The sequence below is a fragment of the Arenibacter amylolyticus genome, from assembly GCF_002150785.1.
In the GTDB taxonomy this organism is placed as follows: Bacteria; Bacteroidota; Bacteroidia; order Flavobacteriales; family Flavobacteriaceae; genus Arenibacter; species Arenibacter amylolyticus.
This window is the reverse complement of sequence record NZ_MTAZ01000019.1, coordinates 211139-220583: the sequence shown is the minus strand read 5'-3', so window position 1 is coordinate 220583 and position 9445 is coordinate 211139. Positions and strand designations below refer to the sequence as shown.

Below are 9445 nucleotides of genomic sequence, written 5' to 3'. Positions count from 1 at the left end.
AAATTAGCAAAGCTAGCGGCAGCTGGCTTATTTTTAGTGGCGCTGGTTATCAATGTGAAGGTAACCTTAGATGAACCATTTAGGCTAGTAAGTGATAGGGCCTTAGCTCAAGCTGGAGGAACTACTGGGGAATTAGAGTCATGTTGGGTTAGGACTGAAGTATCTTGTAGAATGAAAATAGGTTCATTTGAGTGGGATCAGGATGGTCTTATATGTGATTACAACGGAAAAACAAATGTCAATCCAAACGAAGAGTGTACACATATGAATACACTATGGTGCAGCGTAACCAAGTATACTTGTAAAGATAAAATGCCTCCAAGTAGTGGTGGTGGAACATGGTAATCACGTTCCATCTATACAAATATAAATTTTGGATGTCTGTATAAATTATTAATATCAAATTTAATCATGAAATTTACTATTGATATGTTGATGATGTATGCAGACATCTATTTAAATCCATTGAATAATAAATTATTATGATTAAATATTTTATAACTTGTATTATACTTCTTTTTATTGGATGTAAAAATTCCAAAGAAATAAGTATGGATAAAATACCTAGCCACAACAGCGAAACCATTGTAATACCTGATAACAGAATCACTGAGTTTATAGATATATCAGATAGAATTAAGGAGATTAATATAATCCCACTAAATGAAGAAGAGGGAAAGTACATAGGCGGTATTGATAAAATTCTCATTCATTATAACAACTATATTATAGTAGACAAAAGAGTAGCAAGAAATGTTTTTATTTTTGATGACAGAGGAGATTTTAAGAATCAACTTGTACATATTGGGCGTGGCCCTAGTGAGATTACACAAATAAATGATGTATGGATAAATGATGAGGGTGAGGTAGAGATTTATGACTTTGCATCTAGACGGGTTATTTCTTATAACAAGGATTACTCATTCAAAAAAGCCATATCTACAGGAAGAAAATACATGTTTGCAAATATATCACCTTTGCCTAGATCAAGGACCTATGTAGGCTACGCAGGGTATAATATTCCTAATCCCCAATATAATAATCAAAACTATCAACTGACATGGCTCACCCAAGCATTTGCACCAGGCGGGGCACATGCATTGGAATATGACTCTGAGTTACGGTATGCTTTGGTTTATTCGTCACTTTCTCCATTTGCCAGATTTAATGATACATTACGATTCTTTCGTTATTACGACCAAAATATATATGATCTTGCATCAGATGGGGTCATCTCAAAACGATATATCCTTGACTATGGATCTAAGAGATTTCCCCAAGACTACGAAACTTCTATTTTCCATCCCAACGCTAAAATCTTAAAAGCAGTAGAAGAACATCGTGATAGATCAAAAATTAGAAATTTGTTTAATGGATACTTTAAATTTGCTGGTTCGTGGCTTGAAACAAAAAACTATGCCATGTTTGAATCAGAGGATGACAAAGGTAACAGATTTGTTACTTTGTATGATAAAAGCAATAAAGAAGTAGTTGTCCAATGTTTCACATTTAAGGAATCAAAATCTTACCACATGTATTTACCTTTTCCTTCAACTGTTGATGATAACGGTCGATTTGTGTCTTTTTTGCCAGGAATTATATTAAAAGAGTATGTTCATGATTCCAAGAGTCCCTTTTATGATATGGTGCGAAACAACGAAAACAAAAATTTTATTATTGAGTATACATTGAAATAATATTTAACCAAATGAAGAAGAATCAATTTTTAATTTTCTTAGCTTTTTTCCTGTTACTTGTATTTATAACTTTAGTTACTGTAAGCCGTCGTCAAATTATTAGAGAATATAACAAAGTCGTTAAAGAATCTCTTTTTCTGAATGACAGTATTAACGCTCTTATGGCGCGTAATATGTATATAGATGAACTTAATCGTGTTCACCAAAGTGCAGATGGTTTTTCTATTAAAAATAATAAATTTTATAAACTACAGGAAGATGGTGCTAAAAAACAAATAACCATACCTTTTTCAAATAAAAAATTGGTCTTGATACGATACTCCCGTGCAGGTTGTGATAAATGTATTGAACAGCTTTTTAGAAACCAAGATTTGCTAAATCAAATTAAAAGTAAACATGATTTAGCCATTATTGTTGACTTCGAAGAATATGATGATTTCAAAAAATGGCAAAGAAGCACAATAGCGCCTGGTGAACAGTTTATATGGGTTGACGATACAACACCTCTTAACTTAGATAAATATATGAAGAACGAGACTTCCTATATTTTCGTGGTTGACGAGATTAAAACAGTTCACTCAATCTTTATACCTAATATTTCATTTCAAGCAGATTTTTATGATTACATTAACCTTTTAAGTGTGGACAATTAATTCTTTTTAATTTAGTATTTGATCTATCAAATTAAGCTTCTGATCATCTGAAATGATATAGCCATTGCGGCTTATGTGAAATATTTAAATGACAACCACTACCATCCGAAAGATATAATTTTATAATAGATAATTATCATTCCTAATAAATGAAGCATAAACTAATATATTTATTATCATTCACTTTATTCTTAACAGTATTAAGCCTTTACTGGTTAGCAGTATCAGTGTTCATAGTTTCTGGTCTATATATTCTAGTTACCTCAAATCTAAGTTTAGCTAAAGCCTTTCATAAAAGGTCTTGGTTATATTCATTTTCTGTACTTATAAGTGTTTTGGTTCTTGCCATAGGAATTCGTGTTCTTGTACTAGATATTTATAACATTCCCAGTAGCTCTATGGAAGGGAGTTTGTTGGTAGGCGATAAAATAGTGGTAAGCAAGCTCCAATATGGACCAAGGCTACCAAAGTCGCCTTTCGAGATCCCTTGGGTCAATCTATTGTTTTACATCAATAAGGAAGCTAGAGCCAATATGGATTCTGTTTGGTGGGATTATAAGCGCTTTAATGGCTATACCAAAATAAAACGAAATGATGTAGTAGTGTTTAATAACACAACTGACGCAAAAACCTTTTATATAAAACGCTGTATGGGGTTGCCCGGAGATGATATAGCTTTAAAAAAAGGGAACATATATATCAATGATCGGGCTCTAGCAACACCCGAAACAGTAAAATACGGTTACCATATTTGGTTTAATAATAAAAACTCCATGGAAAATATTATGAAGTCTTTTGAACTGAAAGAACACACAATCACAGACTCTTTGTATTTAAAAGTGGGACTAACCCAGCAACAGTATAAACAATTAAATACCGAGAAAGGTGTAGACTCTATACACCTTGCAAATTTTCCAATTAAGACCTTTGCCAATGATCTTCCAGATACGGAATCACCTAAATGGACAACAAACGACTGGGGAGCAGTATGGGTGCCAAAAAAAGGAGAAACTATCTTATTAACACTAGAAAATTACAAGTTGTATCGGACCATTTTGGAGAAATTTGAAAAAGCACCTATAAAATACAAAGCAGGAACATTTTGGTTAGATGGTGAAAAAATAACTGCTTACACTTTTCAAAACAACTACTATTTTATGTTGGGAGATAACCGTCATAATTCAATAGATTCCCGATATTGGGGATTTGTACCAGAACCGAACATTGTAGGAAAAGCCATTTTAACATTATATTCACTACATGGAGATGGTTTTAGATGGAAGAGGTTTCTAAGGTTAATCTCATAAATTTAAAAAATAGATCTAAAAATTAAACAACCCTATAAATGAACCCAACATGCTTTCCCTCTTATACTATACAAACAGTTGTCATACTCTCTCTTTCCCTAGCCCTATTTTCATGTAAACAAGAACAGGCTAAAGCCGAAGAAGGTACTATAGAAAAAAAGCAATACCTCCCCGAAAAGAACGAGGTTGATGCGATGGTCCTCAAAGAAGGGGTTTTTAGTAAGGAAATTGTAAGCAATGGGAAGCTAATTGCCTTTCAGAAAAACAATTTAAGATTCGACGTCAGCGAAAATTTGGATCGTTTGTTGGTTAAGAACGGGGATAATGTTAAACAAGGGCAAACGCTAGCTGTTCTAAAGGACTTTACCTATAAACAAGCCTATACCAAAGCGAAGATAAACCTGAAAAAAGCGGAGTTGGAGTTTCATGATAAATTGGTGGGGCGTGGTTACGAAACCTTTAACCAAGAGGATATACCTGTTGATGAATATGAAATGCTTGCCATCCGTTCTGGTTATAAAGATGCCCTACACGATTTAGAGAATGCCGAGTTTAATTTAAAGGCTACCCAACTTATAGCTCCCTTTAGTGGCAAAGTAGCAAATGTACAAGGTAAGCAGTTTGAGAAAATCAATGCCGGAACAGAAGTGATGACCCTAATTAACGACAACATCTTTGAGGTAGAATTTTACCTGATTGAATCTGAAGTTTCTGAAATAGTGGTGAACGGACAGGTACAATTAACACCTTTTGCCATTGATAAAACCTATCAGGGACAAATAGAGACCATTAATCCCCAAGTAGAAAAGGACGGGACCGTTTTGGTAAAGGCCAGAGTAAAAAACGACGGGCAATTGCTGGAAGGTATGAACGTAAAGGTTTTTATTCAAAAAGACATCCCCAACCAGTTTGTTGTACCAAAAACTTCCGTGGTATTACGCCAAAACCAAGAAGTATTGTTTACCATAAAATCTGGAAAAACCTATTGGACCTATGTTCAGACCACCAATGAAAACAGTAAACAATACGCCGTAATTCCCCATCCCGATAAAAGTAGCGCAACTTTAAAAGCAGGGGACACCATAGTGGTGGCCGGAAATTTGAATTTGGCCCATGATACCGAAGTTGTTGTTAAACCATTAAAAACAATGGAATTATAAAATCAATTTCTAGTTTCTAATAAATTAAACAACAGATGGTTAAATTCTTGATTCATAAACCCATTGCGGTCCTAATGACCGCTTTTGGGATACTTATCTTAGGTATATATGCTTTTGGTTTTATCCCGGTATCCTTAATGCCCAATGTAGATATCCCTGAGATTACGGTGCAAGTATCCGCGGACAACATGTCTGCCAGGCAATTGGAAGACGCTGTGGTAAAGCCCCTTCGGAGAAACTTGATGCAGCTCAGTCATTTAAAGGATATTTCCAGCGAGGTCAATAATGAAACAGGTCTTATACGGTTACGGTTCAATCACGGAACCCAAATAGACTATTCATTTATTGAGGTCAATGAAAAGATAGATAGGGCCATGGGTAGTTTCCCAAAAAGTATGAAACGGCCCAAGGTGATCAAGGCCAGTGCAACCGATATCCCGGTCTTTTATTTAAGTATGACCTTAAAAGAGGAAAAGGCTCCAGCAATTTTCAATAGAGACCTGTACCCCGTATCGCAGGATTTCGTAGATTTTAACCGCTTTGCCAACCAAGTGATCCGTAAACGAATTGAACAGATCAGTGAAGTTGCCATGGTAGATGTGAGTGGCTTGGTCTCCCCGGAAATATTAATTGTTCCCGACCAAAATAAACTTACAGCCCTAGGGATTGGTCTGGATGCCTTGGAAAGCACCATTAAGTCATACGATCTAACAATAGGAAGCCTACTTATTAAGGACAGCCAATATCAGTACGATGTACGTTTAGGTAGTACCCTAAATAACATTCAAGAATTAAAGGATATCTATATCCATAAAAACAACCGAGTTTTTCAATTAAAAAAATTAGCGGAGGTAATAGAACATCCTCAAAAAAGAACTGGACTGGTACTGTCAGATGGCAAAGAAGCCATGACCATGGCCATTATCAAGCAGAGCGATGCAAGGATGGCCGACTTAAAAGACGCTCTGAACGAGCAATTGGGATATTTTAAATCCGATTATCCTAATATCGATTTCACCATAACCAGAGACCAGACCAAGCTTCTGGACTTTGCTATAAATAATCTTTTTCAGAGTCTGCTGTGGGGAATCCTTCTGGCCTTTGCCCTTATGTTTCTGTTCCTTAAGGATGTAAAATCCCCTTTATTGATAGGCATCACCATTCCCACATCCATTATCGTTTGCCTGATATTTTTCCAACTCTTTGAAATTTCCATCAATATCATCTCACTGTCGGGGCTGGTATTGGGTATAGGACTAATGATAGACAACTCTATTATTGTCATCGATAATATCTCCCAATACAGAGATAGAGGATATTCACTTTCTCGGGCCTGTATAAAGGGCACTAATGAAGTTATCAAGCCTCTTTTAAGTTCGGCCCTGACTACCTGTGCTGTTTTTTTACCCTTGGTATTTTTAAGCGGGATCAGCGGAGCCCTGTTTTTCGATCAGGCGATGGCCATCAGTATAGGCCTGTTTGTTTCGTTCTTGGTGTCGATAACCTTATTGCCAGTACTGTACCGCCTCTTCCATATTAAGGACTCTAAAAAGGAAGGGCGTATTACTCGCTTCCTTAGTAAGACCAATACCTTAAACTATGAGGCCCTGTACGAAAAAGGTTTTAAATGGGTAATGCGAAGGCAAAAAATCTCTTGGGTTATATGTGCCGTATTGCTTCTTTCAACTTTTATACTTTACACGCTTTTACCAAAGACACAATTACCAGCGTTTACAAAAACAGAAACCCTTTTAAAAATTGATTGGAACGAACAGATCCATGTGGAGGAAAATAAGCGCAGGGTGTTAATCCTGTTGGAAGGGGTAAAAAAAGATTTGGTCAACCAGACCGCTTTGGTAGGCAACCAACAATTTATACTAGACAAAAACACGGAGGCCAGAACTTCGGAAACCACGCTTTACCTACAATCAAAAACCCAGGAAGATCTGGCCTATATCAAAAAAACATTGCAGACAGAGATTACAAGATCATACCCTGAGGCGATGTATGCCTATTCTGAAGTGGACAATATCTTTAACCTGATATTTTCTGAGGATGAAGCCCCATTAACGGCCCGACTACGGCATGTAGAAAACCTGGGCAGTAGCCAAAATAAGGCCCTTCAAACCATATGGCAGCAGACGACGGAAATTTTAGGAGATATAGAATTAAAACCCATCGTATGGCAAGACTATATGACCCTAGTAGCCGATCAAGAGAAACTCATGACCTATGGGGTGAATGCCAATACCTTATACTCAACTTTAAAAAGTGCCTTTAACGAACGCGAAATACTCTCAATAGTAAATAATCAAAACTTTGTTCCCGTAATCTTGGGCGGTGAAACCAAACAAATGCACAACATCTTAGAAGAAACCACCGTGATGTCCGAAGACCAAACCGAGTTTCAAATAAAGGACTTTGTAAAGGTGGTATCGGCTAGCGACTTGAAAACCATATATGGGGGCACCGAAGGGGAATACTATCCCATGGACCTACAAGTAAATGACGGGCAGCTACACAAGGTAATGTCCGAGATAAAAAGCTTGATCCATAAAAATCCTTGGTACGAGGTGAGTTTTTCCGGGAGTTATTTTACCCAGCAGGCATTAATGAACGAACTCATTATAGTTTTACTGATCTCATTATTGTTGCTTTATTTTATTCTGGCCTCTCAATTTGAATCCTTTACCCTGCCTTTAATTATCTTATTTGAAGTGCCAATAGATCTTGCCGGGGCCTTCCTATTCTTAAAGCTAACAGGGATGAGCATAAATTTGATGTCCATGATCGGTATCGTGGTGATGAGCGGGATCATTATAAACGATTCTATTTTAAAAGTAGATACCATCATACAGTTGCGCCGTCAAGGGTATCCTTTAATGAAAGCCTTGTTGGTTGCCGGCCAAAGACGTTTAAAGCCGATTTTAATGACGAGTTTGACTACTATATTAGCCTTGGTGCCTTTATTATTTTCGAGTGGTTTGGGGGCAGAGTTACAGGCTCCACTGGCGATTTCCCTGATTGGTGGCATGTTGCTCGGAACCATAATAAGCCTGTATTTTATTCCCTTATGTTACTATTATCTAGCAAAATTAAAAGTCAATGTTAAAAAATAAATTATTGCAATTACTGCTACTTGGGTGCTTTCTGTTGAGCCTGCACCATGGAATTGCACAAAATATAGGTGCTCCAATACCTTTGGAAGAAAAAGTATCTCTTCAGAATGTGTTGGAATTGGCACGGGACAACTCCCTAGATGCCTATAAGTCAAAGCGTAAATACGGCGTAAATTATTGGCAGTTCAAATCGTTCAGATCCAGCCTATTGCCAAAAATAGATTTTCACACTAGACCGTTTACGTTCAACCGGGCCTTGGTACAACGATATGATTCCGAACAGAATATCGATGTTTTTCGTCAGCAACAAAATTTAAGTTCCTTCGCCAATATTTCAATGACCCAAAACATCAGGGCTACCGGAACGAACTTGTTTATAAATTCGAGCTTCGACCGGATTGTAAATTCGGGAAATACTTCCATAGAAAATTATAGTGCCACTCCGATACGAATTGGAATGGTTCAACCCATAATGGCCTTTAACCGTTTTAAATGGGAGAAACAGACCGAGCCTCTCAAATATCAAAAAGCCAAACAGGAGTTTATATACGAGCAGCAGACCATAAATCTTAGGACGATTGATCTTTTTTTTCATTGGGCAATGGCCCATAAAAAAGTGACGATAGCCCAGGAGAATAAAGACTCGGCTAAAAAACTTTTTGGGATAGGGGAAAAACGCTATGATCTGGGCTCTATAGAACGGGACGATCTTCTAAATCTGGAGATGGATGTGTACAATGCCAATACGAACCTAACCCAAAATCTTCAGAACCTTCAAAAGGCCGAGGCCGACCTGCGATTGTACTTAAGGGAAGCAATGCCCACGGATGCCCTTCCGGAATTACCCGAGATTATTTCCGACCTTCAAATTAATATTGATAAAGCGATGGCATTGGCAAAGGCTAATAATCCGGATATTCTGGATCTAAGGCTTAGAAAGATTGAAGCCTTGCGGAATCTGGATAAGGCAGTAAAGGATAACCGTTTCGATCTGTCTGTATCGGCCAGTTACGGTTTAAATCAACAGGCCAATAGCTTAAGGGATGCCTATGGCAATCTTTTGGACCAGCAAATGGTGTCCGTGAATTTTAGTATTCCTATTTTGGATTGGGGCGAACGCCGAGGCAATATCAAAACGGCACGTATGAACAAGGATATCGCCGACATTGAATTGCAACAGGATGCCGATAGGCTACAGCAGGAAATTGCCCAGAAGGTGATCGATTTTAACCTACAGAAAGATTTGGTAACAGGGGCCTTGAGAACCAGTGAAATTGCAAGGGAATCCTATACCATTACGGAAAAACGTTTTTTATCGGGACGCGTAGGGCTGCTGAACCTGACCAGTGCCAGAAAAGCCTGGCAGTCAGCAACCGAACAATATATACAAAGTCTTTTAAATTACTGGAGACTATATTACAAGGTGCAAGAACTGACGCTGTACGACTTTTTAAATGACCGCCCCCTTTGGCAGGATTTTGATAACGTTCTTAATGATTGAAAATAAAT

The 9445-nt window shown here is 37.4% G+C and carries 7 protein-coding genes; all 7 read left to right on the top strand.

What is annotated here, in order from left to right:
- The coding region (locus tag BV214_RS16785; protein WP_176328490.1) for a hypothetical protein at window positions 1-345 on the top strand (345 nt) is incomplete at its 5' end.
- A gap of 206 nt (window positions 346-551) precedes the next feature.
- On the top strand, window positions 552-1697 hold the full coding sequence (locus BV214_RS09740; protein WP_223883312.1) for a 6-bladed beta-propeller: 1146 nt from the start codon (window positions 552-554) through the stop codon (window positions 1695-1697).
- An 11-nt stretch (window positions 1698-1708) separates the two neighbouring features.
- The gene (locus BV214_RS09735; protein WP_086477304.1) at window positions 1709-2350 is read left to right on the top strand and encodes a hypothetical protein; all 642 of its coding nucleotides are present in this window, start codon (window positions 1709-1711) and stop codon (window positions 2348-2350) included.
- 149 nt (window positions 2351-2499) lie between these two features.
- Complete coding sequence (gene lepB, locus BV214_RS09730; protein ID WP_086477303.1) at window positions 2500-3657, top strand: signal peptidase I; 1158 nt, start codon at window positions 2500-2502, stop codon at window positions 3655-3657.
- Between the two features lie 38 nt (window positions 3658-3695).
- The gene (locus BV214_RS09725) at window positions 3696-4817 is read left to right on the top strand and encodes an efflux RND transporter periplasmic adaptor subunit (RefSeq protein WP_086477302.1); all 1122 of its coding nucleotides are present in this window, start codon (window positions 3696-3698) and stop codon (window positions 4815-4817) included.
- Window positions 4818-4852: 35 nt separating this feature from the next.
- Window positions 4853-7936, top strand: a complete 3084-nt coding sequence (locus BV214_RS09720; protein ID WP_086477301.1) for an efflux RND transporter permease subunit — start codon at window positions 4853-4855, stop codon at window positions 7934-7936.
- The gene (locus BV214_RS09715) at window positions 7923-9437 is read left to right on the top strand and encodes a TolC family protein (RefSeq protein WP_086477300.1); all 1515 of its coding nucleotides are present in this window, start codon (window positions 7923-7925) and stop codon (window positions 9435-9437) included. Before BV214_RS09720 ends, BV214_RS09715 begins: the two co-directional genes overlap by 14 nt.
- The last annotated feature ends 8 nt before the right edge of the window (window positions 9438-9445 follow it).

Coding starts and splice junctions, on each gene's coding strand:
- BV214_RS09740 (WP_223883312.1), top strand. CDS start 552: ATGGATAAAATACCTAGCCACAACAGCGAAACCATTGTAATACCTGAT.
- BV214_RS09735 (WP_086477304.1), top strand. CDS start 1,709: ATGAAGAAGAATCAATTTTTAATTTTCTTAGCTTTTTTCCTGTTACTT.
- lepB (WP_086477303.1), top strand. CDS start 2,500: ATGAAGCATAAACTAATATATTTATTATCATTCACTTTATTCTTAACA.
- BV214_RS09725 (WP_086477302.1), top strand. CDS start 3,696: ATGAACCCAACATGCTTTCCCTCTTATACTATACAAACAGTTGTCATA.
- BV214_RS09720 (WP_086477301.1), top strand. CDS start 4,853: ATGGTTAAATTCTTGATTCATAAACCCATTGCGGTCCTAATGACCGCT.
- BV214_RS09715 (WP_086477300.1), top strand. CDS start 7,923: ATGTTAAAAAATAAATTATTGCAATTACTGCTACTTGGGTGCTTTCTG.